Origin of the sequence: Methanospirillum sp. (genome assembly GCF_035406105.1) — an archaeon.
Classification (GTDB): domain Archaea; phylum Halobacteriota; class Methanomicrobia; order Methanomicrobiales; family Methanospirillaceae; genus Methanospirillum.
The window spans coordinates 1-2,275 of sequence record NZ_DAONKG010000299.1 but is presented as its reverse complement, the minus strand read 5'-3'; the positions used below and the strand labels follow the sequence as shown (position 1 = coordinate 2,275).

Below are 2,275 nucleotides of genomic sequence, written 5' to 3'. Positions count from 1 at the left end.
TCAACCATCATCGTGATGGGAGCCAGGGGAAAGAGTATCATCAAAGGGCTTCACCTTGGAAGTGTCACCCACCGGGTCCTTCATGATTCACGAAGAAACCTGCTTATCATGCGGGGTCAGATCATCGAAACCCTGGCTGGAGAGAATTTCCAGAAGTACTGCCCCCTCATCTTTTCCCGGGTGCTGGTCCCGATCGATCTGACGCCCGAATCATGGATTGCCGTTGAACAACTAGCAAAAATTCCAGATGTCAGGGAGATAATCATCTCGTTTGTCATATCACGTGGTGAGACGGAGCGGGAACTTATGCGACTGAGAGATCTTGCTGAACTGGAGATAAAAGAAAAATGTAAGAGCATACAGACAGCAGGAGCAGAGATCAGATGGCGTATCCTTGAAGGGGATCTCATAAGCAGAATTCTTGATTATGCACAGGAAGCGGATGCCTCGCTCATCAGCACCGTTCCTACAGACAAAGGTTTTTTTGCCGAGATGCTGCATGGAAGTTTTTCATGCGAACTTGCACGCCTGGCAACAAAACCGGTTCTGATTATCAGGAGATCATAAGAGATTTCCATTCGTGTTATCCCCTCTCTCTTTTCGTTCCATATTCTGTTTCATCCGCTTTCTCCTGAAAAGATCCTCCCGCTCACGTTCCTCAAGCCTGAATTCGATATATCGCATGGTACGGACCAGCCGTGGGATGACCAGATGTTCAAGGGCATTGACCCTTCGTCTTGTCCGGTTCATCTCACGTGATATCCGATCAGCTCTTCCTTCAAGTGACGCGTAGGCAAGAATTGACTCAAGAACCGATTCATACCGGAGAGCAGCCTCATCCACCTGAGCTGAGGTTCCTGACATACTGTACCCCCGCTGACTTCGGAAACGATTCCCATCCGGGAGATCCGGCAGAGATATATCCGGAACCGTTACTCCCATGACCTGTGATGAGGAGATGACAGGCTCAGGGATTTTCACACACGCTGCTGCGAGTTCTTCTAGCTGCACCCAGCCGGTCATGATCCCGGCCAGCTCAAGAGCAGTATACGCATCCCTGAGCTGATTCTGGATGGATACTGCCATGTTTTCCATTTCTTTCGAGAGCCGGGTGTGTTCAATAACGAGGGCATCCAGTTTCTCCTGCAGAATATCCCTCCCTTTTCTGGCGATGAGTTCACGCCTTGAAAGACGGATTAATTCAAGCCTGGTTGGTCTGACGCCGGCAATCACGGCCCTTTGCATTCACCAGCCTCCCTGCCATGATAGTACATCCTGATGAATTCTGTACTGATACGCTTCAATTCTGACTTGGGCAGGATTGAAAGAAGATCCCAGGCAAGAGAAAGCGTGTCCTCAAATGAACGGTCCTCGTATGATGCCTGTCTGATAAAATCATTCTCAAACCGATCGCAAAACTGCATGTACAATGTATCAAGAGGGGAGAGCCCTTCTTCTCCCATAACTGCGACAAGACTTTTCAGTCTGATACCACGGGCATATGCAGAATAAAGCTGGTTTTTCACTTCGGCATGATCAGCACGGGTCCTGCCAGGCCCTATTCCTCCCTGCATGAGACGGGAGAGGCAGGGGAGTACATCAACCGGCGGGTAGATTCCTTTCCGATGCAGATCGCGTGAAAGAACGATCTGGCCTTCGGTGATATACCCGGTCAGGTCAGGAACCGGGTGGGTGATATCATCATCCGGCATCGTCAGGATGGGGATCTGAGTGATTGACCCCTCTCTTCCATGAATACGTCCGGCACGTTCAAAGAGCGAGGCGAGATCCGTATAAATATATCCCGGATACCCCCGCCTCCCCGGTACTTCTTCCCGTGCTGCTGCTATCTCATGAAGTGCTTCACAATAATTCGTGATATCAGTGAGCACCACAAGCACATGCATTCCCTTGTCAAAAGCCAGAAATTCAGCGGTTGTCAGCGCAAGCCGCGGGGTGATAATCCGCTCAATGGCCGGGTCGTCAGCAAGGTTGAGAAAAAGGACAGTCCGTTCCAGTGCACCGCTCTCTTCAAACTCCCTGATAAAAAAAGATGACTCTTCATACGTGATGCCCATCGCAGCAAAAACGACCGCAAACTTTTCCGCCTGCCCGGTCACCTTTGCCTGTCGTGCGATTTGCGATGCCAGCAGGTTGTGGGGAAGTCCTGACCCCGAAAAGATGGGGAGTTTCTGACCCCGGACAAGGGTATTCATGCCATCTATCGAGGAAATACCGGTCTGGATTGAGTCACGGGGATGCTCACGGGCGGCGG

Annotated in this window: 3 protein-coding genes; 1 reads left to right on the top strand and 2 read right to left on the bottom strand. The window is 50.9% G+C overall.

Annotated elements, in window-relative coordinates; genetic code table 11:
- Positions 1–567: universal stress protein (locus PLA23_RS12660; RefSeq protein ID WP_324475412.1), on the top strand; the 567-nt coding region annotated here is incomplete at its 5' end.
- Here PLA23_RS12660 and PLA23_RS12655 read toward each other — a convergent pair.
- The gene (locus PLA23_RS12655; protein WP_324331709.1) at positions 562–1,245 is read right to left on the bottom strand and encodes a V-type ATP synthase subunit D; all 684 of its coding nucleotides are present in this window, start codon (positions 1,243–1,245) and stop codon (positions 562–564) included. The genes PLA23_RS12660 and PLA23_RS12655 overlap by 6 nt on opposite strands.
- On the bottom strand, positions 1,230–2,275 hold a 1,046-nt coding region (locus tag PLA23_RS12650; protein WP_324475411.1), incomplete at its 5' end, for a V-type ATP synthase subunit B. The genes PLA23_RS12650 and PLA23_RS12655, both read right to left, overlap by 16 nt.

What these genes read in the sequence shown, in the direction of transcription:
- PLA23_RS12655 (WP_324331709.1), bottom strand. Translation starts at nt 1,245, where the DNA reads ATGCAAAGGGCCGTGATTGCCGGCGTCAGACCAACCAGGCTTGAATTA.